Consider the following 23533-nt stretch of genomic DNA (forward strand, 5'->3'; position numbering starts at 1 on the left):
TTAATATATTTAAGAAAAAACATGTTAACATTGGTGTCAAAAAGGGAATTGGCGTAATGGGGAAAAGCATCTGTGACAGAAGTTTTTATAGGGGCTTAGGTTTAAAACGCCATGCCCTAGCTGTTCCGAAGTGCCTGCGGCACTCGTCTGTGTGAAGCACAGTTAAAATACCGTCATTGGAATTAATAGTTTTAAGTTAAAATAATCTTCTGAGCATTTCGATTTATATAAAACGAATATGCGGCGTTAAGGATGCTCAGGGATACAGTTATGCAAAACAATGGACTCGCCGGTAATTTCATAATATTTCATAATTAACTTTGTATCTGGAATTGAATGACTTTTTAATTATTATGTTATGTATTTCAATTCTGATGAATCCTGAAGAAAGGAATGAACCGGTTGAATTTATGAATTCTATTTATTATAGTTAGGTTTGCCTAACTGATTTACTTTTTATATCAGAGTGTTACATAATAAATAAACCTCAAAAAATGAGGTTAGTTTACTATAACTTTGAAAAAGGCTTATTCAAGTTTAAAACAAAAAGCTTGATTTAAGCTTTAAATAAGTATAAGTCAATAAGGCAAAACAACTTTATTATACGGAGGTTAAAAAATGGACAAACCTAAAAGCCTGTTAAAGAAACGGGTTATACCGGCCTTTATGGCTATGATTTTATCCCTTGCGGTTATAGTATCAGGCTGCAGTGCTTCTCCAGCTCAGCCTGCAGCCTCATCTCAGCCTTCTGAAGAATCAAAAGTATCGGCAGAACCTATTGCAAAGAAGCAGGAACTGATTCTTGCTGTGGGAAAAACCGATACCGGTATGTTTGACCCTAAGAAGGGCTGGGGTACTCACGCACAGATCCGCCTGACCCACAGCTCTCTTCTGCGAATTGATTCCGATATGAATTTTGTTCCCGATCTGGCTAAGTCCTATGAGGTTAGCACTGACGCACTCACATGGACTTTTCCTCTTCGGGAGGATATCAAATTCTCTAACGGAAATCCGGTTACGGCGGAAGATGTCAAGTTTACATACGAGATGCTGCAAGCCGATGGCGTGAAATTCGATTTATCTTTTATGAAATCCATAGAAGCAAAGGATGCCCATACCATTGTTATTACACTAAACGAACCGCGCTCTACCTTTGTCAGCCAGCTTACCGAGATCGGCATTGTTCCCAAGGATATCTATGACGATAATTATTCCAGTAACCCTATCGGTTCCGGCCCCTATAAGGTGGTGCAGTATAATGATGGGCAGCAGATTATCATGGAATACAATGAGTATTGGTATGGCACGCAACCGCAATTCAAGAAGCTGACACTTCTTCTTTTGGCGGAAGATGCTGCGCTTGCTGCCGCCAAAGCGGGAGAAGCCGATATTGTTTATGTTCCGCCTACATTTGCAGACCAAAAGGTTGACGGCATGACCCTTATCAGATTTGAAAGCATTGATTCTCGGGGCATTTCTATGCCCACTCAAAAGAGCGGCGGAAAAGGCAAGATTAATGAAAATGATGTGAATGTGGGTAACGATATAACCTCTGATTTGGCTATCCGCAAAGCTATGAGTGTGGGATTAAGCCGTGACTCGATTATTGAGATTGCGCTGGACGGTTACGGACAAAAGGCGTTCTCGCTCTGCGACTACTTACCTTGGTTTAATGAGGAGACTGTCATTCAGGATGGAAATATTGAAGAAGCGAAGAAAGTCCTTGCCGACGGCGGATGGGTGGACACCAACAACGACGGCATTGTTGAAAAGGATGGCCTGAAAGCAGAGTTTGATTTGCTCTTTAGTTCCAGTGACCAGCTGCGAAGCGATATGTCTCTTGCCGTAGCAGATATGGCAATGGAGTTTGGCATCAAAATCAATGCCATTGGAATGACTTGGGATGAAATTTATATCAAGGGCAAGGAAAATGCAGTTATGTGGGGCGGCGGACGTCACCATGCCCATCAGCTGTATACCATGTATTCCTCCAAGGTGCTTAATCAGGGCTATAACAATATGACCCATTACACCAATCCTGTAGTTGATGAATATCTGGATAAAGCAATGCATTCGGCTACTCAGGAAGAAGCCAATGAATACTGGAAACTGGCACAATGGGATGGCACAACAGGCTTCGGAACGCCGGGCGATATCCCTATTATCTGGCTGGCCCGTGTAGACCATCTGTATCTGGCAGACGAGAAGCTTAATGTAGGCAAACAGCCAATCCACTCTCATGGCCATGAATGGGCGCTGTTTGGAAACATTACAGAGTGGACATGGGCAGATTAATTCATTAGATTTACAAAGGCATTGGGAAAGGGAAGTTTGCCGGAGGCCGCCGCTTCCAACAAGCTTCCTTTCCAGTGTCAGAAGGAGGAAGTATCATGGCAAAAATAATTCTGATTCGGCTGCTGCGTATGGTTACTTTGATTATTGGATTGTCGATTCTAACTTTTACGCTGATTCACATATCTCCCATGGACCCGGTAAACGCTTATGTCGGCGGCGATAGTTCCGCATCCCCCGAACAGATTGAAAAAATCAAGGAATATTGGGGAGTGGACAAAAGCCCGGTGGAACAATATTTTTCATGGGCAGGGTCCTTGCTTCAGGGAAACTTCGGAATATCCAAGCTGTACCGCAGCCCCGTAATTGATATTATAAAGGGGCGTGCAATGACCTCTTTTGCGTTAATGGGAACCGCATGGGTTTTATCGGGGGTTTTAGGGTATATTTTAGGTGTTGTTTCAGCAATGAATCGCGGCAAGGCCCTTGATAAGGCTATCAAATGGTACAGCTATACTTTGGTTTCCACTCCGGTATTTTGGCTAGGGCTGATTCTCCTAATTATTTTCGCGGTGGGACTTAAGTGGTTTCCTGTAGGGCTTGCTGCTCCGGCCGGAGTCCTAGACAGTGAAGTGCAGTTTATCGATCGTGTACGGCATTTTGTACTGCCTGCGCTGACCCTCAGCATCTTGGGAGTCGCCAATATTGCCATGCATACCCGGGAAAAGATGATTGATATCCTCAACACTGAGTATGTGCTGTTTGCCAAGGCGAGAGGAGAAAGCAAGTGGGAAGTTTTCAGAAACCACGGCTTTCGCAATTCTATTATCCCCGCTATTTCTTTGCAATTTGCCTATTTCGGGGAGCTGTTCGGCGGTTCTGTGCTTGCGGAGCAAGTATTTGCCTACCCGGGGCTTGGAAGCACCTTGACCACTGCCGGCTTAAAAGGAGATCTCCCGTTGCTGATGGGGATTATTTTAGTTAGTTCTCTGTTTGTTTTTACAGGAAATTTCATTGCGGATATTTTGAATACGGTTGTAGACCCGCGTATAAAGGGGGCTGAGTAAAATGTCTAAGAAAAAAGCGGAACATAATGTAAAAAAGAAAATGTTCAGAATGCTTGCATTTTCTTTGGTGCTTTTAATGACCATTCTCATTCTCAGCTTCCTGCTCAGTGATGCAAACCTGCGGCTGAGCGCAGCAGGCAAGAACCTGCCGCCAAGCGCCCAGCATTTATTTGGCACGGACTGGCTGGGGCGGGATATGCTGACAAGAACCCTTAAGGGGCTGCGTTTATCTCTCGCTGTCGGGGGCCTTTGCATCTGTAATGAGTGTGATTGTTGCAACTATAATGGGTATCGGTGCCGCTACTTTCGGTAAAAAGGCAGATAACGCAATTTCATGGGTAATTGATTTGTTTATCGGAATGCCCCACCTTGTGTTTATGATTCTGATTTCCTTTATTATGGGCGGCGGTATCCGCGGCATTGTACTTGGGGTTTCCTTTACCCACTGGATATCCCTGGCTCGTGTAGTACGGGCAGAGGTGCTGCAAATTAAAAATTCCGAATACATTCATATATCAAAAAGTTATGGAAAGTCACCATGGTTTATCGCCCGCAGGCACATTCTGCCGTCTGTGTTTCCGCAAATTATGATTGGATTTCTGCTGATGTTTCCTCACGTCATTTTGCATGAAGCGGCACTGACCTTTTTAGGGTTTGGACTGTCTCCCCAGACCCCTGCCATCGGCATTATCCTTTCGGAAGCAATGAGCCATATTTCTACAGGAAAGTGGTGGCTGGTGCTTTTCCCCGGCTTACTGCTGGTAGTTGTAATTAAAAGTTTTGACAATATCGGTGAGCAGCTCCGTATTTTGATGGAGCCTGCAAGCTCTAACGAGTAAAGGGGGTGGCAGGAATGAATCCAACAGGAAAAACACCGCTTTTGCAGGTGGAAAAGCTGGCGATTGGGTTTTCACAATATTTTAAGGGAGCCCAGAAACGTATCATTCAGCCAATTGCAGATTTGCATGTAGATATTCATGAAGGTGAAATTGTGGCGGTAGTTGGCGCCAGCGGTTCCGGTAAAAGCCTCTTAGCCCATGCAGTGCTGGGAATACTGCCTGGAAACGCCATTTGTGAGGGGCACATTACATACTGCGGGGAGGAGCTGACAGAGGAACGTAAGGAGAACCTTCGGGGAAGGGAAATTTCCTTTATCCCCCAATCGGTCAATTATTTGGATCCCCTTATGCCTGTGGGTAAACAGGTACAGATTGGTTTGGAGAAAAGCAAGGCAAAGAAAAAGCAGCAGGAGCTGTTTCACCAATATGGATTGCAGGAAAGCGACGGTAAGCTGTTTCCTTACGAGCTTTCCGGAGGAATGCTGCGCCGGGCGCTGTTCGCCACCAGTGTACGAGAAGGTGTGCGATTGGTTATAGCTGACGAGCCCACACCCGGTATTCATCCTCAGGCGCTGTCGGAAATTTTGAAGCAGCTTAAAGAATTTGCCAAAAACGGTGCAGGTGTTATGCTGATTACCCATGATATCATGTCGGCTCTGGAGATTGCGGACCGAGTTGCCGTTATCCGAGACGGACGCACCGTAGAGGTTTCCGAAGCTTCGGCCTTTAAAGGAAGGGGAGAACGCCTTAAAACCGACTATACCCGCCGGCTGTGGCGGGCTCTGCCGCAAAATGACTTTGATTTGGAATTTCAGAAGGAAGGGGGAAGCGTATCATGTCTTTAACCGGTGAACGCTTAGGCTTTTATTATCAGAAAGACCGTTGGATTTTCAAGGATATCAATATTTCGGTTGCCTCCGGAGAAGTGCTTGGGCTGTCCGGGTATAGTGGATGCGGAAAAACGACACTGGTCAGAATCTTGGCAGGATATATGTCCCCTCAGGAAGGCTGTGTCACACTGGATGGGAATGCTTTGGAACTGCGCAGGTTCCGTCCGGTACAGCTTATTTATCAGCATCCGGAAAAGGCCATTGATCCTAAATGGCGTATGGGTGAAGTGCTGACGGAATCTTACACCCCTTCTCAGGACATTCTGGATGCTTTTGAAATTAGGGATGAGTGGATGAATCGCTGGCCCATTGAGCTTTCCGGCGGAGAACTGCAGCGGTTTTGTATTGCCCGGGCTCTGAATCCTGAAACGAAGTATCTCATAGCCGATGAGATGACAACCATGCTAGATGCTATCACACAGGCAAAAATATGGCATAGTTTACTAAAAATATGCCAGAAGCGAAATCTTGGCCTGATTGTAGTCAGCCATGAAAAGAGTTTGCTTCACCGTATTTGTGACAGCGTATATCAAGTGGGGTAAAATTAACAGACAAATAAAAAGAGCGCAGTTTTCTTAATTACAGAAAGAATGCGCTCCTTTTCATATATAAGCCATATGCTTCTATTTTACTAGAAGCATATGGCTTTAGAATGCATAATAAGAGAAAGGCAAATTGATAGCACTGCTGTTTCATTTTTTTTCGAGGATAATGGGAAAATGCAGTTGAACGGTATAGATATTGTCTTGCTGCCCGTAAAGAAACTTCCCCTTATGAAGCAGCATCATTTTTTCGCAGGCTTTCGATCCAAGACCTGTATTCTGTGAAACTTCATGAGAATTCAGGGCATGGTTTTCAATGGTGAGAATCAGTGTTTGAGGTTTGGTAACAGTCTCCAGCTGAATGAGATGGGCAGGATCTGCATACCGGCGGATGTTGGAAAGCAGATTATCAAATATTCGCTGTATGATGCTTTGTTCGGCAGGCATAATAGCATCAGGCAACTTAATATTATTCCTAACTGCAAAGCCGCTCTGCTCCATCAAGAAAATATATTCCTTAATAATTTCATCCAATGCTTCTTTCACTGGATAACTCCTGAGCTGAAGCTGTTCATCTCTGCTTGTAGTTACAAAAAAATATTCAAACAGGTCGTCGATTAAATCCTTGATTTGAAAGGCACGGTATTTACATTTTTGAAGGAAAGGGCTTTGCCCGGCAGGAATATTCTCGCCTTCCATGACCTCCAAATATCCAATCAAGGTAGTAAGAGGAGTACGCAAATCATGAGAAATGCCTGTCATTAATTCGTTGCTGGCGGAGCTGATTTTATCGGCAAACTGCTCCCGTGCAATAAACGCTTTACGCATTTCATCGATTTCCCATGCAAGGCAAGCAAGCTCATCGTTGCCTTTTATGGTAATTGGGTAATGGAGGTCACCGCCTTCCAAAACCTTGATTTCCTGCTCCAGTGTATTGATGTAGGATACCTTTTTGCGGATAAACACAATCATAATGGTAATAAAACACAGAAAAAACGCCAGCAGATTCATATAGGTTGCATAGTCAGTGTAGCGATGCTCAAATAAATCATTGATAAAGGCGACTGCTTCACCATCTGTAAAAATCAACTTATAGCCGCTTTGCCAAAAAGATTCTTTATCTTGTGAGCTGCTCTTTAGAGAAAGATTTGGAAATGCCGTGTGGGAGCTATACAATAAAATATTGTCATGATAAACGGTAACCTCTGTCAAATCCTCCTTTTTCATCCAGGCATCCAGCGTAGAGAGCTCGGATAAAGACACGGAATTATCTTTAATGTATTGCTGAAGGGCGTTTGCTTTATGCTGAAGATGTTTAGAGACGACTTCCGGCTGTTTACAATATATATGTATTATTTTATAAGTAACAGTTTGCAAAATAAGGAAGAGCAAAGTCGAAACAAAAAAAGCGGCAATAGAAGACATAATTAATTTATAAGAAAGCTTTTGTTTATGAGCGCTATTCAATATAATACCCCCTGCCCCAAGCAGTGCGGATATATTGGGGATAGCCTATATCCTTCTCCAGTTTTTTTCTTAAATTCTTAATATGTACCATTACTGTGTTATTGGAAAGAGGGAGAAAAGGTTCCTGCCATACACGCTCATAAATATCACGAGCAGAAAATATTTTTTTGCGGTTTTGTAAAAGCAGGCGCAGCACCTGATATTCAATGCTTGTGAGGACAATTTTTTGTCCTGCAAGGAGTACCGTGCCTGTATCCAGATTTACATAGAGTTCCCCTGTCCTGATTTCATTTTTAACAGCAGTTTCCGGATTTTGGTAAATAAGGCATCTGCGCAGAAGGGCTCTTATCCTTGATACCAATTCAATTGATGAAAAGGGCTTTACCAAGTAATCATCTCCGCCGCGTAAAAACCCCTCAGCTTTATCTGTGTCTTGTGCTTTTGCAGACAGAAATAAAATAGGAAGTGTCCTTGTTTGTCTTATCTGGGAACACAGCTCTAATCCAGAGCAGCCCGGCATCATAATATCTAATATAATTAAATCCACAGGAGATTTGAGCATAAGCAATGCGGTAGCAGCATCGGATGCTTCCAGTACAGTAAAACCTTCCCGATGCAGCAGAATATGAACGATTTCCCGTATCTCAGGATCATCATCCACAATGAGAATAGTTGCGCTTTTAGTCATGTTCCGTCCCCTTTCATCAATTATCGTAATATTTAAATAACAGTAACAGAAAATTATTAAAAACCACTGTGAGTTTTTATACTTATGGCAAGTGTTATATGCCATAGGCATGAGAATTGGTAATTGTTAATTGCGTGGCGGATTTACAGTATCGGCTATATCATACCTGCCGGCAAGCCATATTTGTATGCTATGTCATTTAAACGGTTTTATAGGCTACCTAATATAGCCTGTCTACGCTCTTAAAGTATAATCAATTCATTCCGGAAAGGTTTTTGTTGGCGCTGATTCTTGAAATAGCATAGGAACTCAAATTTTATTTTTAAGCGCACTCAAATTGCACGTCTTTACCTCAAAAAAGGCGGTCATCTTTTTCAAGAAAGGCTTTTCTCAGTGGTATAGTGGATTTCCTTCCCAAACCAATTGGATATCTTATTCCCATAGTATCAGCTTATATGAGCCGGAAGGGAAGGGGTTTTTCAGTTATCCGGCGAAAAGGGCTCTTCGGAACAATGCCAAACGACTAGCAGAATGGAGAAAGAGACAGTTTGGTTCTTGCAGATTATAAGCTCATCAGATGTATTCCCATAGCCTGCACAGCTAAACCGTTTCTTGCTGTAAACCCACATTACTGCTTTTACGTGCTGCCGTTTGAAAATAAGGTATCTTTTAAGTAAAAGGCATGGAATAAAGCATCCTTATGAAAGGATATTGTTTTTATATTCTGTCAGAAAAATGATAGGCCTATAATAAGTATTGCTCCAATTTTTCTTGTTTTTGCCGTCTCTAAGAGGTAAAAATTCCATTTTATTTTATCTCAATCTTTTAATTAGAGGGGGGATTTCATAATATTTTATAATTTTAAAACAACCTCAAAAGGCCAGTTTAATTGTTTTCCGCCTATCCTAAATTATTATATTATAATGCACTGCTGCTGCAAAAACAAGGCAGCGGAACAAATAATCCATTCCAAGGTTATGGTACGGACAATAGCAGGATATCCGAGAAGTTGTATATGTTTTACCTGTTATCGAAGGCTATGAGGTTATTAAGTAAGATGATAATATAGCCTTACAGAAGAAAAGGAGCATTTTTGAATTATGAAGAATAGATTTTTGCAGATTCTTTGCTTGATGGAACTTTGAATCAGGTTCTTATAATTTGTTTTTTAGTACGCTTGACAAAATATGGGACACAGCCTATAATATGAAATTGATAATCAATTACATTTTTAAACCGTTTTTGTAAGAGGAGACTGTTATGAAACAGAGCGAAACTTACCAAACAAAAAACAGAAAGCGCATCTGGGAATTTATTTCATCACAAAAAGGCATTCATTTTACTGCGAATGATATGTATCGGTATTTTATTATACACGGCAGTACCATTAGCATGCCTACCATATATCGCCAGCTGGATAAAATGACCGAGGCAGGTCTGCTACATAAATACCGTACTGCAGAATCAGATACAGCCTTTTATTATTCAAGAGAAGCTGACGGAGATTCCCGGGAACTGTCCCATATGAAATGCACAAATTGCGGAAAGATGTTTCCGCTGAAATGCAATGTTGTGGAACAAATGGCTGAGCATGTTTGGAATCGGCACAGCTTTTATATTAAATTGGAAAACACTTTGCTTTACAGTAAATGTGCCCAGTGCAGGGTTCCTCAGCAAAAGGAGTAAACTTAGAAAGAAAAAACCAGCTATAATAGGCACAAGTATGGTAATGGATAGCGCCGCATTGCTGAAAAGAAAGATGCAGGCTGATAAACGATGTGCCCGTTTTCTTTTTAAGACAATAGATACATGTGTTGTTTTATGCCGATTACAATTGGCTAATATTGACAAATTATGGGCAGCATATTAAAATTATAATGGTTGGTTTGAAGCTGCTAACCAAGTTTTATAAACTGCATTTACATTATAAATATAATAGACTCCTAAGTGAGCTATTTTTTTAAGATGGGTAGTTAGCTAAGGATAACTATTAAGACGGGAGGTATACTTGAAACAGTATATAAAAAGAAGGGTATTAGGCTTTTTTATTGTTTTAGTTGGTGTTAGTATTTTGAGTTTTCTTCTCCTGGCCTTTTCGGGAAAGGATCCAGCCGAGATTATGGCACGCCGAATTAGCATAAATGCTTCCGCAGAGATGATAGAATCGGTGCGGGCTGATATGGGGCTTGATAAGCCTCTTTCGGTGCGGTATTTTAACTGGATTAAGGGTTTCTTTACCGGGGATATGGGCATATCTATATTTTCCTCCAGAGAAATATCACAGGATTTGGCGGAGTTCTTTCCCGTGACGCTTTCTCTGGTGGGGATGGCCTTATTGTGGATTGTGCTTTTTAGTATCCCCGTAAGTCTGCTATGCGCTCGATTTCGTAACGGTGCGCTGGATCAGATAACCCGGGGCATTACTGTTATCGGGATATGCATCCCAACTTTTTGGCTGGGTTTTTTGCTGTTGCTTGCTTTTGCTGTCAAGCTGTCAATATTTAAAGTCTTACCGGAACCGGGAATCAAAGGGTATATCCTGCCGTCTTTTGCGCTGGCGTTTCCCGTTGCCTGCGGCATGATACGGCTCTTCCGTTCAACACTGCTTTCAGAACTGTCAAGCGACTATGTTCAGTATGCAAAAGCCCGGGGATTATCCGCCAGACGAATACTGACCCGTCATGTTATGCGGAATGCGCTGCCTCCTATCATAACGCTTTTCTGCCAGTATCTCGGATACCTTATTGCAGGCGGCGCCGTTATAGAAAGCGTTTTTTCCATGAAGGGCATCGGAACCTATCTGATGGGCTGCGTAATGGCATCGGACGCAGCCAGCGTAGCGACTTGCATCGTAATTATCGCCGCTATATTTGTTTCCGCCAATCTGGCAGGCGATCTAATGAATAGGATATTATGTCCATGGATAGTGAGGGAAAGCAATGATTAAGAAATTATTGAAAAACCCGCAGGCCCTCATTGGGATGACGCTTATTATTGCCATGATGCTTGCTGCACTGCTGGCCCCTATGCTGGCGCCACACGACCTGGAGTTTGTGGATATGACAAAAAAATTCATCGAGCCCTGTAAGGAATACCCTTTGGGAGCTGATCAATTAGGGCGGTGTGAGCTGTCAAGACTATTATACGGTGCGAGATATTCTCTTGCAATCAGCCTGCCGATTTTATGGATGCTTGGGGTAATTGGCCTTGCATTGGGAACTATAAGCGCTTGTGCAGGAGAGAAGACAGACAGGGTACTCACTATCATTTGCGATATTTTCATATCCTTTCCCTCGCTGATTATTGCTATAGCCGTTATTGGCGTTCTGGGTAACGGGTTACAAAATATCGCCATTGCCGTCATTGCTTCTATGTGGGCATGGTTTACAAGAATGGTGCGCTCCTATGCACTGGTAGAGATGGGTAAGGACTATATCCTGGCCGCCCGTATCAGCGGCTGCAATACGCTGAAGTTAATTGTAAAGCACTTGATTCCAAATATTCTGCCTCAGTTTTTTGTTTATCTCAGTACGGGAGTGGCATCGTCGATTCTGATGGTATCCAGCTTTGCATTCCTTGGATTGGGGCTGCCTGCCGGTGTAGCTGAGTGGGGTGCGATGCTCAATGATGCCCGTTCAAATCTGTACGGGCATCCGGAATTCCTTATTTATCCCGGCCTTTTTATCTTGATAGCGGCAGCAGGCTTCAATCTTTTTGGTGAGGCTTTGCGTGATGTGTTGCTGCCGGAGGAGGAGAGCCTATGAAAGAACTTATTAAAGTGGAAAACCTATGTGTGAAACTAAAAAAAACAAAGCAGATGCTGGTAAATGATATAGGCTTTTCTATCACCGCTGGAGAATCTTTGACCATACTGGGGCAATCCGGCAGCGGAAAGACCATGACCTGCCATTCCATTATGGGGCTATTGGATATAAAGCGTTTTCAGGTTACAGGAAGCATCATCTTTGAAAATCAAAATCTTCTGTCTCTAAGCAGAAAAGAAAAACAGAGAGTTTACGGAGGTCCAATCGCTATGATACCGCAAAATCCTATGACTGCTTTTGACCCTTCTATGAGAATAGGCAGGCAGATGGAAGAAACCCTCGCTCTTCACTCGAATCTTTCCAAGTCTCTGCTGGAAAACAAAGTTAAGGAGTCTCTTGAAAGGGCAGGAATTGTTGAGGCAGACCGTGTTTATCGCAGCTATCCTCATACGCTTTCCGGCGGTATGCTTCAGCGTGCCATGATTGCCATGGCGCTGATGGTGGATGCACGCCTTATTGTGGCAGATGAACCTACTACTGCTCTGGATGTGGTGAACCGCAATGCGACGGTAGAATCCTTTCTTACACTTCGGGAAGCGGGAACGGCTGTTTTGCTAGTTACACATGATTTTTCTGTGGCAACGCAATTTGGCGGAAATCTTCTTATTATGAAGGACAGCGAAATCGTTGAAAAGGGAACAACAGCAGATATCCTTAAAAGACCGGTCCATTCCTATACGAAAGCGCTTTTAGATGCTTCCCGCCTGTCAAAAGCGAATTTTAGAGATAAGGAGGGGGTGCTATGCTAGAGGCCAGAGGGGTTTGCAAGAGTTTTCCTGCTCAAAAAAATAAGAAGGAGCTGGTGGCGGTAAATAGCGTTGACTTTATGCTGCGAAAAGGGGAGCTTTGTGCACTGGTGGGAGAAAGCGGCTCAGGAAAAAGTACGTTTTCCAGGTTGCTGACAGGGTTGATTCCGCCTACCTCAGGAGACATTCTGTTGGATGGAAAGAGCATTTCTGCTAACGAGTGGCGCAGAAATAAGGCATTATGCTCACGAATTCAGCTTGTTCTGCAGGATGGGAAAAGCTCCCTTGACCCCCGCTTTACTATCTATGAAATTATTGCGGAGCCCATTAGAAATCTAAAAAAGTGTTCTAAAACAGAAGAACGACAAAAAATTGAAAAGCTGATAGAAGAGATGGAGCTGCCTGCAGAGTGTTTGGGAAGAAAACCTTCCGAATTATCCGGCGGGCAGCAGAAGCGTGTGTGCATTGCCCGTGCATTGGCAGCTGAGCCTGAAATTATTATCTTTGATGAAGCTGTCAGCGGACTTGATGTATTGGTGCGAAAGAGCATTCTTGACCTTTTGAAGCGTTTGCATTGCACACAAAATCTTGCCTATCTGTTTATTACTCATGATATGGATGTTGCGCTGTATCTTGCCAATCGCATTCTGGTCATGAAAGACGGAAACATTGTTGAGCAGGTGTATTATCGTGGAGACCCAGGCTGTTTTGTTCATCCTTATTCCCGGCTTTTACTCCAGGCAATGACACCGGATGCTTAGAGTTAAGAAAAAAATAAAATTTTTAAAAGCTGTGTATTTAAAATATACCAAACTAAATTCAAAGAAGTGATGCACTTTTATTGCTAATGGATTTAAAAATACGGATTTCCTGCGCAAACACTGTATTTTTGAGCCATTGTAACTATACGTTTTTTCTCCTGCTTTTCTTGAAATTTACTATAGTTTAAAAGAATTCTTTTTTCAGAGAAAACTTATATTTTGGATTGTGCAGAATAGCTTTGCAGTTCCTGCTTTGAGTGTAATCAATATACCACTGTAAAAGTATGATTCGTTTATAGTAAAAAGCGTGCTCTTTTAAGCGCATTTAATATATATCATAAATTTAATTAGGAGGATTGAAATGAAGTCTAAGAAAATTCTTCCTTTGGTGCTTGCTGCTGCTATGTGCTTTGCGCTTGCTGGCTGCACTTCGGCCCAAAGAAATAGTACAGATATCAAAAGTTCGGACGGAGACATTGCAAAAGATGCTGAAGAAAAAGTTGTGACACTTGCCGAAAGCTGGGATTTTGCTTCCGGTATTGCACCTGCTCTCAATCCAAGCGTTTCTCCAAACTATGGTTCTATCTACTGGAGCCGAAATTTCTACAATACGCTGGTCAGCTATAATGATAAGGGAGAAATTGTAGGAGAACTGGCTGAGGATTGGGAAATAACCGACGATGGAAAGCGTTATACCTTTCACCTGCGTGAGGGTGTTAAGTTTTCAGACGGCACGGATTTGACGGCGGAGGCCGTGAAAGTATCCTTTGAGGCCGCCGTATTTAATCTTGGCATGTACAACGGTTCTTACGGTATGCTTTCCGCTTTATTCGATAGCATCGAGGTTGTGGACAAGCATACGGTAGTCATTAACCTCATTCAGCCTTATTACAATACACTTAACGACTTAACTATGAGCTGTCCTCTGGCAATTGCGAATCCCGTGGCCTTTGAGGGCGCTGAGGACTTGACCTATGGTGCACCCTTCCAAACCGCATCTTTCGGTACGGGGCCGTATATGTACACTGGTGATTTTACGAATAATACTTATACGTTTATTCGCAATCCTTATTATTGGGGTGAAGCGCCTGAAGCGGATGCCTTTAAAGTTAAAGTGATTGAAGATAATGATGCAAAGCTTCTTGCCCTGCGAAATGGTGAAATTGATGGGATTCTTGGCTCCAGCCGTATTAGTTTTGACGGTTACAGCGAGCTTTCCTCAGATGCTTCTTTTAATACTGGCATGAATGAACGGGCCAGTCTGACGCGCTATCTGGGTATGAACGTTACGACTGCTCCTTTTGATGATATTCGGGTGCGCCAGGCAGTTGCTTATGCCATTGATCAGTCTGCATTGGAAGCGTCCGTTTTCAATGGTCTTGAGACGGCAGCTGAAACGTTATTTCCGAAAAGCGCACCTTACTGCGATGTGGAGCTGACCACATATGCAACCGACTTTGATAAAGCCAAAGAGCTGCTTAAGCAGGCAGGGTGGGCCGATTCAAACGGCGATGGAATTGTAGAGAAGGACGGAATACCTTTTGAAGTAGACCTTAACTACATGACCAGCCTTGCAAGTATTGATAATGCTGCGCTAGCCATTGCAGGACAGCTTGCACAAATTGGCATCAAGGTTAATGTTATATCCGGTGATATGATGACTTATTATGCGGCGATGTCTACCAGCCCTCTGCTGCTTGCCAACACCTATGGCGGCGCTTTTGATCCCAGTGCTGTTGTGACCAATATGAATCCGGCTGTCAGCACAGACCCTCTATCTATGCAATACGTAAATTTCTTTGAAGAGGGTATCCTTGACGAACTTAATGCCACAGCCGATATGAACAGAGTACAGGAAATCTATAAACATGTTTTGACGACCATAGCAGATCAGGCTCTTCTGGTACCCTTAACCCGTTCCCATGAAGTAGGTATCTGGAGCAGCACGGCAGTTGCTGGCTATGATTTTTATATTGACCCCAGCTATACTGTTATATCCCAAATACATATAAAGTAATATGGGTACAGTAGAAAATTGGCTTTAAAAACAAACAGGATTTAATTTTTCTTTATTCCAGGGCATCTTTATCACAAAGGGGCTATGAATAAAAGGAAATGGATTAAAACAAAGAGATGCAGAAAATAAGGTATCTCCTTAACTATAGAATAGAAAATGAATAGTAAAGCAACCCAGACCTTAATCAATTTGATGAGAAAGTATTTTTGCTTTACGGCGGAGTTTTCCTAATCCCAATTAATTGTAAGGGTTCCTATAGTGTATTGTCTAAATTTTATTTTGGTGGCAGGATAAACGCTTTCATAAGCTTGGCCTGATTTGGCGTAAAATAAATATTGACAATTACAAAATATCCTGTTATTCTCACACGTATAGTTAAGTATTAGGGGATTTTATGATGATTCGTGTTTATCTGGCAAAATTATATTATTATGGCTACGCCTGGGTTGTTTATAGCGCAGGTTATTTTTGTTGTCATAAGATTGCCGTATAGGTGTATATAAGCCTGAATCGTAAAAGATACGGCCGGTAACCTTTGATAGCAAAGGTTACCGGCTTTTTGATACAAAAAGGTAGGAACTTAGAGAACAAGGCGGATATGGTTTAAAGAAGCCCTGTAAACTTAGAAAGTACCAGTATAGATTTGCATAGCAAGTTTAAACTTTGCTGCAGTCAAACAAATTTTTATAGAAGGAGAGCAGGAGAATGATTATTATTTTAAAGCCAAAGGCCAATGAGGAAAAAGTAAGGGATCTTATAAAACGTTTAGAGCGTATGGAGCTAAGTATCAATTACTCAGAGGGCGCTACCACAACGGTTATAGGGTTAATTGGCGATACTTCCGCAATAGATATGGAAATACTTCGGGCGCATGAAATTGTTGCTGATGTAAAGCGAATTACAGAGCCTTATAAAGCAGCAAATCGTAAGTTTCATCCCGATGATACCATAATAGAAGTTGCAGGCCATAAAATCGGTCAGGGATACTTTAACGTATTTGCCGGCCCATGTTCAGTGGAAAGCGAGGAGCAGATCATTGCAGTGGCCGAGGCAGTTAAAAAAAGCGGTGCAGGATTTTTACGGGGCGGCGCATTTAAACCCCGTACATCGCCGTATTCATTTCAGGGCCTGAAAGAAGACGGCTTGAAATTGCTCTTAAAGGCAAAGAAAGCCACGGGCATGCCCATTATTACAGAGATTATGAGTGAACTACATTTGGCGTTATTTGAGGATGTAGACCTTATTCAGGTAGGTGCCAGAAACATGCAAAATTTCACTTTGCTTAAGGAATTGGGACGTACCCGGAAGCCTATTTTTCTGAAAAGAGGATTATCCAGTACCATGGAAGAGTTTTTTATGTCGGCAGAATATATCATGGCGGAAGGCAACCGGAACGTAATTTTATGTGAGCGGGGAATCAGAACTTTTGAACCAAGCATTCGCAATAATTTAGATATATCTGCAATTCCCATTGTAAAACGTTTTTCACATCTGCCAATTGTCATTGATCCGTCTCATGCCGCAGGAACTGCATGGATGGTTGAGCCTTTATCGAAAGCCGCCATTGCGGCAGGGGCCGATGGATTAATGATTGAGGTTCATAATAATCCGAAGGAAGCCTTAAGTGACGGGGCACAATCTCTGGATTTCGATGAATTCAGCCATGTAATGGAAATAATAAAAGAACGCATAGCGTTTGAAGGAAAAGTTATGGGGTAAAGTTGGATTTTAATGAAATAGCAGCATTGTCAATTTGATTTTCTCTTATTTTATGTCAGCCAAAGCAAAAAGCTTACAGCGGTATAAGAGAAAATGGGCTATAAAGAAATATCAACTAAGGACCATGGGCTTAGCCCATGGTCCTTAGCTGATATTTCTTTATAGGTTATGGAGCTTTACAACAGTCTTAGGCGCTGCACGTGAAGTAATACGCTCAATAGAAATCTATAATAAATTTAAAGTGAAACAGTAACGAAACCGTATACTTCTTGAATTCATATGAAATAGCAGCGTTGTCAATTTGCTTTTCTTTTATTTTATGTTCTCTAAAGCTAAATACTTATGGCGGTATAAAAGCAAATTGACTATACGAGGATTCAAAAATGCGTTTTAGAGTAAAATATCCTTCAGGAAGTAACAAAAATCTATTTTTCATAAACGGCTTAATATAATAGAAACACTTATATTAAGCCATTCAAAATATACGATTTTTATTACTGTAATTAAACTCTTTAACTATAGAAGAAATATAATAAAGCGCCTTTGTGAAACTGCCTTTATTTGATTATATATATTGAAAGGCTTATATCTATTACGGTATAAAGGCAATTTCACTATGGTTCCGAATAAAATCCATGTTTTTATATTATAATAATCCTCAGTTTAAATAGGAACAAAACAATTTCATTTTATTTGAATGAATGATTTGGTGAAATTTATTCTGCCTTACTGTTTAAAATGAAATTGTCTATACGCGAACTTGGAAAAGGATACAGGCGTAAGCCTGTAAATCTTTTTTAAGTTCGCGTTTTCTTATGGTTATCAAACTTATTTTTTGTTTGATAGCCATAAATCCCTAGTGAATCGGTTTTTGTTACTTCTTTATAAGAAATTTACACTATATTTTAAATTACATAGAGAATTGGTACATCACTTAATTTCTGTGAAAGCTCTTTACGTAAAAATTCTTCTCCTTCAGTTCGAATATCTTGGCGATACCAGTATTTTCCTCTTCCTCTTCCTGTCATGAGCTTATCATCAAACAAATTTACTGCATTGGGAAAGGCATCTTGATTAATAGCACGGTGAACATAACTATATGTCATAAAAATAATTTCAATAATAAGCTGTTTTCTCGTTTTTTCAGAAAGCTGGTCCGCCAATTGCTCAATCAACTCTTTATAAAGCGCTTTCCAGTTTTCTACCATAATAACAGGGGCAATCAATAAACCGACTTTGTACCCTGCGGCGCTCATTTGGTTAATGGCATCAATTCTTTTTGATAAAGGAGATGTTCCGAATTCAATTTTACGTATTATTTCTTGAGGATTTACACTCATGCGTATAATGATTCTTCCTTTGTGATTTAAAGATGTCAAGGGTTCTACCATATCAAATTTGGTCGGGAAAGTGAGAAAGCCTTTCTCCTTTTTTGCAAATTCTTCAATGGTCCATTCAAGGTTTTGTGTAATCGTATTTTCCAGTATCAAATCGCTGTTGCTGCCTATTTCGAAAACAATATCTTTATGGGAGGCCCCAGCGGTTTTTACAAGCTTTGCCATCATCTGCTCCCGGTTGACAAAAAGCCGGAGATAGGCACATTTATTATAATTGCATACTAAATAGCAATAAAGGCACATGGCGCTGCAGCCGGACGAGGTATAGGGGACGAGAAAATCAGATACTTTGTGATTCGGCGTATATTTCAGAGACTTTCTTACACCGATAATTAAGTGCTGTTTCATTTTAGCAAATTGATTATTCTCATTTTTACGCAGCTGTTCTATATTATTATGGCTTTCAATTGGAATCCATGGGACCGTATTAAATTTTTCCCTAAGCTTCGTGCCAAGCTCGTAATGAAGCACGGCAGGTTCATAAAATATTTTATCAGGATACATATTCTTATGCTCTTTTCGTTGATTTTAAAATATTTTTCCCAATACGAGAGTTCTTATGCACGTTAATCCTGCCTGCACAAAATAGGTTCCGAATATGAGGATGCCTGTGCAGTGTTTGTCTTTGGATAATATCTAAAGCTTAAAGCACCTTTATGAATACGCCTTCATCAGTGTAACCATAACTGCTTTCTGAGCATGGAGGCGGTTTTCAGCCTCTTCAAAAATTTCATCAGCATGGGCTTCGAAAATTTCCTCTGTAATTTCCTGCCCGCGATAAGCAGGAAGGCAGTGCTGTACCATTGCGCCGGGTTTTGCCGCCGCCATCAAAGCATCGTTTACCTGATAGCCTGCAAAAGCCTTTATGCGGGCTTCCTTATCCTCTTCCATGCCCATAGATGCCCAAGTATCTGTGATAATAATGTCGGCATTTGCTGCCGCTGTCATAGGGTCATCTGTAATGAAGAAATTGGGGCTTTTTTCAGCAAACGCCATCACCTGGGGATCAGGGCGATAGTCTACAGGTGTCGCAACAGAGACTTTCATACCTGTTTTAAGGCCGCCGACAATCAAGGAGTTTGCCATATTATTGCCGTCTCCGATATAACACATTTTCAGCCCCTCAAGCAAAGCATATTTTTCTCGGATTGTCATAAGATCGGCAAGCACCTGACAGGGGTGGGCAAAGTCTGTCAAGCCGTTAATTACCGGTACCGAGCCAAACTTTGCAAGGTCCTCTACCTCTTTTTGGGAAAAGGTACGAATCATAATGCCGTCCAGATAGCGGGATAATACCCGGGCCGTATCCTGTATAGGTTCCCCGCGGCCAATCTGTAAATCACGGGCAGATAGAAAGAGAGACTGGGCGCCAAGCTGAAATGTCCCTGTTTCAAAGGATACACGGGTGCGGGTTGAGGATTTTTGAAAAATAAGCCCGATGGACTTCCCCTCCAACAGGCGGTGTGAAATATTGTTTTTCTTCTCATACTTGAGCTGATCTGCCATATCCAGAATGCCGATAATCTCTTCGGTGCTGAGATCCAGCAGCTTGAGTAAATGTTTCATGTTGTTTCCTCCCTTTGGATAGCGGCATATCAGCCGCAAGGTTTTTATAATAAGGGTACTTAAAAAGGTTCTTGTGAATTTAAAATGAAACGGTAATGAAACCGTATCTTTATGCAGACTTAAAACTGCGTTTTAGAGAAATATAATAAAGGCATTGTGGAAAATTGCCTTTATTTGATTTTATACATTAAAAGCCCTATTACCTATTTCGGTATAAAGGCAATTTCACTCTATTTCCGAAGGAAATCTGTGTTTTTGAATTTATAGGAAATAGGATTTTGTTATTTTTTATAAGAAATTAGCTATATCTCATTTAAAATATAGTTTTCATAATTGAAAGAGCTTCATCTATTTCTTCATAAGAAATGGTTAGAGGAGGCAGAAGCCTGATGGTTTCAGTGCCGGCAGTAAGTACAAGGAGGCCCTTTTCTAAACAAGCGGCAACTAAATCAGCACGCTCCTCGGGGTTAACAAAAATGCCGATCATAAGCCCCATACCCCGGACGCTTTCGATTTTATCAGAATTAAGCGAAAGAATGCCCTTTGTCAAATATTCTCCTTTATGTATTACTTCTTCTAAAAATTCCGGCTGATTTACAATATCTAAAACGGCATTTGCCGCGGCACATACGGTTGGCGTGCCGCCGAAAGTTGTAGCATGGGTTCCCGGGCCAAGTATATCACAGCAGCTTTTAGCGGCGATTACTGCGCCAATAGGCAGGCCGCCCCCTAAGCCTTTTGCGGTCGTTACGATATCAGGCTGAATGCCGTATTGCTGGAAGCAGAATAAAGAGCCGGTGCGTCCGATGCCGGTCTGAACTTCATCAATAATGAGCAGCAAGTCCTTTTCACGGCACAGAGTTTCCGCTTCCTTGACAAATGTCTGATCCATAGGCAAAACACCGCCTTCGCCCTGAATCAGCTCTATCATAATCCCGCAGGCGGCAGCATCCGCTTTAGCCTTCATATCATTGATGTCGCCTGGTTCGGCAAAATCAAAGCCCTCGGTAAAGGGAAAGAAATAATCATGGAATTTATCCTGCCCTGTTGCGCTGATGGTTGTTATGGTACGGCCGTGGAAGGAGTTTTTCAGTGTTATGATTTTGCTCCGGCCTTTGCCGTATTTATCATAAGAATATTTTCTTGCAAGCTTGATTGCGCCCTCATTAGACTCTGCACCGGAGTTGGCAAAGAAAACCTTGCCCATACCGGTAGCTTCCACTAATGTTTTGGCAGTTTGCACCATAGGGGCAGTTGTAAATAAATTTGAAGTGTGCATTAGCTTCTGTGTCTGCTCTGCAATGGCGTCAACGAGCTTTTTGTTATTGTAGCCCACACTGCATACGCCGATGCCCGAGCTAAGATCAATATATCTTTTGCCTTCAATGTCCCAAAGCTTAGATGCTTCGCCGTGAGAAAGGGCAATGGCAAAGCGGCCGTAGGTGTTCATGACGTATTGCTGTTCCCGGGCCTTAAGTTCTTGATAAGTCATAAAAATCGCCTCGCTTTCTCTTTAAATTTTATGCAAACATTGTACCGACACCGTCTTTACTTAACAGCTCAATTAAAATTGAATGAGGTACACGTCCATCTTGAATATTTGCCCGTTCAACGCCTTTTCGCACGGCTTCCACACAGCAATCCACCTTTGGAATCATACCGCCTAAGATAATGCCCTCTTTAATTAAGGCGGGCACCTCCGATACTCTAAGTCTGTGAATCAAAGTGCTTTCATCCTTAGGGTCACGGAGGAGGCCGCAGACATCTGTCAGCAGAATCAGTTTTTTTGCTCCGAGGGCGATTGCTAATTTTGCCGCCGCAGTATCGGCGTTGATATTATAATTGGTTTCATCATCGATGCCGCAGGCAACACTGGATACGACGGGGATATATCCGTTTTTAAGCATATCAATCACCGGCTGGGGGTTTACTTCCACAATATCACCAACATAGCCGTAGTCGGTTCCTTTTTCGTCGGTTAGGCGCTTGGCCTGAAATAAGCCGCCGTCCATACCCCCAAGGCCGATCCCCTTGCCTCCGGCTTTCTCCAAAAGAGTGACAAGGTCTTTATTGACCTTACCGCAGAGAATCATCTGAACAATATCCATGGTTTCCCGGTCTGTATACCGCAGGCCGTTGACAAAATAGGACTTTTTTCCTATTTTCTTAAGCATGTCGGAGATTTCCGGACCGCCGCCGTGGACTACCACCACTTTTATCCCGACTAAATTTAAAAGCACAATATCATGAATGACTGCATCTTTTAAATTTTTATTAATCATGGCATTGCCGCCGTATTTTATTACAACCGTCCGGCCGTAATATTCCTGAATATAGGGCAGGGCTTCTACCAATATATTTGCTTTGGCTTCCGCATCAAAAATCATGAGCTTATCTTTCCTTTCCTTTAGGTTCTGTAATCGCCGTTAATCTTTACATAATCATAAGTTAAATCACAACCCCAGCAGGCGGCCGCAGAATTACCTTCCCAAAGGTCAATTTCAACTGTAATTTCTTTTTCTAAAAGAATTTTCTTGGCAAGGGCTTCGTCGAAATCCACACCGTGCCCTTGGTCACAAACCATGAGATTTCCTGCGCCTGATGAAAAGCTAATACGAACCGATGCAGGGTTAAATGAGGCATTGGCATAGCCCATTGCACACAGTACACGGCCCCAGTTTGCATCTGCGCCAAAGATAGCCGCCTTAACTAAGCTTGAACCGCAAACAGACTTTGCCAAAGCCTCGGCTGCTTCTTCACTGCCGGCGCCTCGAACGATGCAGGTAATAAGCTTGGTAGCGCCTTCGCCGTCTGCCGCAATTTGGCGGGCCAAGCTGATATTTACCTCATGGAGCGCATTATAGAAGGCATTGTAATCCTCGTTCTTTTGTTCAATGATTCTATTTTCAGCCGTACCGTTTGCCAGTACAACACACATATCGTTGGTGGAAGTGTCTCCGTCAACGGTCACACGGTTATAGCTGCGTTTTACGCTTTCCGAAAGGGCTTCCTGCAGCATTTCCTGTGTAATGGCACAGTCGGTAGTAATAAAAGAAAGCATTGTACCCATGTTTGGGTGAATCATGCCGCTGCCTTTGGCAATACCCCCCATTCGGCAGATTTTACCGCCTATCATAAACTCAACTGCCGCCGTTTTTGGGTGTGTATCCGTAGTCATAATGGCAATACTTGCCGCCTCGGAGCCGTCATAGGTCAAATTTATATTGCCGATGTTTTCTTCAATGCATTCTATATTTAATCGCTGGCCGATTACCCCGGTAGAGGCTACGAGAACCTGATTTTCATCAATGCCTAAAAAATCAGCGGCCGCTTTTGCCTGCCGGAGGGCATTTTCCATACCTTCCGGTGCACAGGCATTGGCATTGCCCGAATTGACGACAATTGCTCTGGCAGTACCGTCTTTAAGGTGCTCCATTGTAACATAGAGGGGAGCGGCTTTCACTTGATTCAGGGTATACGTTGCCGCTGCTGTACACGGGCAATCCGATAGGATTATGGCAAGATCCTCTTTTGTTTGGCTTTCTTTTATGCCGCAAAGGGTAGAGCCTGCTTTAAAACCCTTTGCAGCACATAAGCCGCCGGAAATAATATTCATACTTAATCACCTCATTTATCTTGGAAGGGTTGATTGCATGGTATCGTAAATAAACTCCAAAAAAGACAGAGCTTATTTACGATAGCCTTAGGAAAACTCATT

At 42.3% G+C, this 23533-nt stretch carries 20 protein-coding genes; 13 read left to right on the forward strand and 7 right to left on the reverse strand.

Features of this window, described 5'->3' with window-relative positions; genetic code table 11:
• Nucleotides 1-618: 618 nt before the first annotated feature.
• The 6 genes from NBX03_RS02790 to NBX03_RS02810 all read left to right on the forward strand — a co-directional run bounded on the left by NBX03_RS02790 (nucleotide 619) and on the right by NBX03_RS02810 (nucleotide 5630).
• Nucleotides 619-2295 (forward strand): ABC transporter substrate-binding protein, encoded by a 1677-nt coding sequence (locus NBX03_RS02790; RefSeq protein WP_250229259.1) that lies wholly within the window; start codon nucleotides 619-621, stop codon nucleotides 2293-2295.
• A gap of 95 nt (nucleotides 2296-2390) precedes the next feature.
• On the forward strand, nucleotides 2391-3359 hold the full coding sequence (locus tag NBX03_RS02795; RefSeq protein WP_250229260.1) for an ABC transporter permease: 969 nt from the start codon (nucleotides 2391-2393) through the stop codon (nucleotides 3357-3359).
• 1 nt (nucleotide 3360) lies between these two features.
• Nucleotides 3361-3672: a hypothetical protein gene (locus tag NBX03_RS16000; RefSeq protein ID WP_330638445.1), complete on the forward strand. Its 312-nt coding sequence runs from the start codon at nucleotides 3361-3363 to the stop codon at nucleotides 3670-3672.
• Nucleotides 3620-4198, forward strand: a complete 579-nt coding sequence (locus NBX03_RS02800) for an ABC transporter permease (RefSeq protein WP_330638446.1) — start codon at nucleotides 3620-3622, stop codon at nucleotides 4196-4198. Before NBX03_RS16000 ends, NBX03_RS02800 begins: the two co-directional genes overlap by 53 nt.
• A 14-nt stretch (nucleotides 4199-4212) precedes the next feature.
• Entirely contained in the window at nucleotides 4213-5043 is an 831-nt protein-coding gene (locus NBX03_RS02805) for an ATP-binding cassette domain-containing protein (protein WP_250229261.1), read from the forward strand.
• Nucleotides 5034-5630, forward strand: a complete 597-nt coding sequence (locus NBX03_RS02810; RefSeq protein WP_250229262.1) for an ABC transporter ATP-binding protein — start codon at nucleotides 5034-5036, stop codon at nucleotides 5628-5630. Before NBX03_RS02805 ends, NBX03_RS02810 begins: the two co-directional genes overlap by 10 nt.
• 150 nt (nucleotides 5631-5780) lie before the next feature.
• On the opposite strand, the gene NBX03_RS02815 is transcribed toward NBX03_RS02810, so the two are convergent.
• Nucleotides 5781-7097 (reverse strand): sensor histidine kinase, encoded by a 1317-nt coding sequence (locus NBX03_RS02815; RefSeq protein WP_250229263.1) that lies wholly within the window; start codon nucleotides 7095-7097, stop codon nucleotides 5781-5783.
• The gene (locus NBX03_RS02820; RefSeq protein ID WP_250229264.1) at nucleotides 7090-7785 is read right to left on the reverse strand and encodes a response regulator transcription factor; all 696 of its coding nucleotides are present in this window, start codon (nucleotides 7783-7785) and stop codon (nucleotides 7090-7092) included. The genes NBX03_RS02815 and NBX03_RS02820 overlap by 8 nt, the downstream gene beginning before the upstream one ends.
• 1260 nt (nucleotides 7786-9045) lie before the next feature.
• On the opposite strand from NBX03_RS02820, the gene NBX03_RS02825 reads away from it, so the two are divergent.
• The 7 genes from NBX03_RS02825 to aroF all read left to right on the forward strand — a co-directional run bounded on the left by NBX03_RS02825 (nucleotide 9046) and on the right by aroF (nucleotide 16852).
• On the forward strand, nucleotides 9046-9471 hold the full coding sequence (locus tag NBX03_RS02825; RefSeq protein ID WP_250229265.1) for a Fur family transcriptional regulator: 426 nt from the start codon (nucleotides 9046-9048) through the stop codon (nucleotides 9469-9471).
• Between the two features lie 322 nt (nucleotides 9472-9793).
• Nucleotides 9794-10732, forward strand: coding sequence for an ABC transporter permease (locus NBX03_RS02830; RefSeq protein ID WP_250229266.1), 939 nt, complete (start codon nucleotides 9794-9796; stop codon nucleotides 10730-10732).
• Nucleotides 10725-11549 (forward strand): ABC transporter permease, encoded by an 825-nt coding sequence (locus tag NBX03_RS02835; protein WP_250229267.1) that lies wholly within the window; start codon nucleotides 10725-10727, stop codon nucleotides 11547-11549. Before NBX03_RS02830 ends, NBX03_RS02835 begins: the two co-directional genes overlap by 8 nt.
• On the forward strand, nucleotides 11546-12358 hold the full coding sequence (locus tag NBX03_RS02840) for an ABC transporter ATP-binding protein (protein WP_250229268.1): 813 nt from the start codon (nucleotides 11546-11548) through the stop codon (nucleotides 12356-12358). The genes NBX03_RS02835 and NBX03_RS02840 overlap by 4 nt, the downstream gene beginning before the upstream one ends.
• Nucleotides 12352-13116, forward strand: coding sequence for an ABC transporter ATP-binding protein (locus tag NBX03_RS02845; protein WP_250229269.1), 765 nt, complete (start codon nucleotides 12352-12354; stop codon nucleotides 13114-13116). The genes NBX03_RS02840 and NBX03_RS02845 overlap by 7 nt, the downstream gene beginning before the upstream one ends.
• A gap of 403 nt (nucleotides 13117-13519) precedes the next feature.
• Complete coding sequence (locus tag NBX03_RS02850; protein ID WP_250229270.1) at nucleotides 13520-15133, forward strand: ABC transporter substrate-binding protein; 1614 nt, start codon at nucleotides 13520-13522, stop codon at nucleotides 15131-15133.
• A 705-nt stretch (nucleotides 15134-15838) separates the two neighbouring features.
• On the forward strand, nucleotides 15839-16852 hold the full coding sequence (gene aroF / locus NBX03_RS02855) for a 3-deoxy-7-phosphoheptulonate synthase (protein WP_250229271.1): 1014 nt from the start codon (nucleotides 15839-15841) through the stop codon (nucleotides 16850-16852).
• 905 nt (nucleotides 16853-17757) lie between these two features.
• Here aroF and NBX03_RS02860 read toward each other — a convergent pair.
• The 5 genes from NBX03_RS02860 to argJ all read right to left on the reverse strand — a co-directional run bounded on the left by NBX03_RS02860 (nucleotide 17758) and on the right by argJ (nucleotide 23431).
• Nucleotides 17758-18753: an SPL family radical SAM protein gene (locus NBX03_RS02860; RefSeq protein WP_250229272.1), complete on the reverse strand. Its 996-nt coding sequence runs from the start codon at nucleotides 18751-18753 to the stop codon at nucleotides 17758-17760.
• A gap of 150 nt (nucleotides 18754-18903) precedes the next feature.
• Entirely contained in the window at nucleotides 18904-19815 is a 912-nt protein-coding gene (argF, locus tag NBX03_RS02865) for an ornithine carbamoyltransferase (RefSeq protein WP_250229273.1), read from the reverse strand.
• 313 nt (nucleotides 19816-20128) lie between these two features.
• A complete protein-coding gene (locus tag NBX03_RS02870) occupies nucleotides 20129-21307 on the reverse strand; it encodes an aspartate aminotransferase family protein (RefSeq protein WP_250229274.1) in 1179 nt (392 codons plus the stop codon).
• A gap of 28 nt (nucleotides 21308-21335) precedes the next feature.
• The gene (gene argB / locus NBX03_RS02875) at nucleotides 21336-22202 is read right to left on the reverse strand and encodes an acetylglutamate kinase (RefSeq protein WP_250229275.1); all 867 of its coding nucleotides are present in this window, start codon (nucleotides 22200-22202) and stop codon (nucleotides 21336-21338) included.
• A gap of 20 nt (nucleotides 22203-22222) precedes the next feature.
• Entirely contained in the window at nucleotides 22223-23431 is a 1209-nt protein-coding gene (gene argJ / locus NBX03_RS02880; RefSeq protein WP_250229276.1) for a bifunctional ornithine acetyltransferase/N-acetylglutamate synthase, read from the reverse strand.
• Nucleotides 23432-23533: the final 102 nt, after the last annotated feature.

This window comes from Anaeropeptidivorans aminofermentans (assembly GCF_940670685.1).
GTDB lineage: Bacteria > Bacillota > Clostridia > Lachnospirales > UBA5962 > Anaeropeptidivorans > Anaeropeptidivorans aminofermentans.